Source organism: Vibrio sp. YT-19(2023), from assembly GCF_033337395.1.
In genome coordinates, this window is the sequence record NZ_JAWOQN010000650.1 from 1 (window position 1) to 640 (window position 640).

General features: G+C 51.9%; 1 protein-coding gene. It reads right to left on the reverse strand.

Going from position 1 to position 640, the window contains the following annotated elements:
• Positions 1-640, reverse strand: a 640-nt coding sequence (locus R7E78_RS27680) for a dual specificity protein phosphatase family protein (RefSeq protein WP_318058825.1), incomplete at both ends; no start/stop codon positions are given.

A 640-nucleotide genomic window follows, 5' to 3' on the forward strand; every position in this document is an offset into this window, starting at 1 on the left:
CAAGCTGGATGTCAGTGCCGACCAATTGGCTCGCCACTTCAGTCACCGTGCCATCGCCACCAGAGACAATCACCTGATTCACACCACTTTGTTTAGCTTGCAGTGCGAGGCTTTCTGCACTGGTGGTTTCGTCTGTTTGGCGAATGCTGAGACGATATTTTTTGGTCAACTCACGAATCACATGTTGTTCGTATTGCAGCCATTTCCCACCGCCCGCGACAGGGTTCACCACCATCCAGGTCGGCTCATCGAGTGTTAGCACGCCTTTCTCACTGATCGCGCGCAGGGTTTTGATCTGCAGATTATTGAGCCTTGCAGTACTGCGCACGCTGTTGATTTTCTGCATCACCGATTCCACCGAGAGCGATGGGTCTTTACTCAGCAAATAAGCCGCCACCACAAACACCGAACGGCCACGCCCAAGTGCGCAATGCACAACCACAGAGCGCCCGCAGGCGATTTGGGTATCAATCCAATTAATCGCATGACGTAAACGCTCCAAAGTCGGCGCTTTATGATCCAGCACGGGAATAGAAAGGTAGTTGAATTGCTTGTCAGTCATGGCGCTTTCTAAACCTGCGAACTCCGCCGTAACATCAACAATGCAGGAAAGGTCGTGAGAGTCGAGAAACGCCAAATC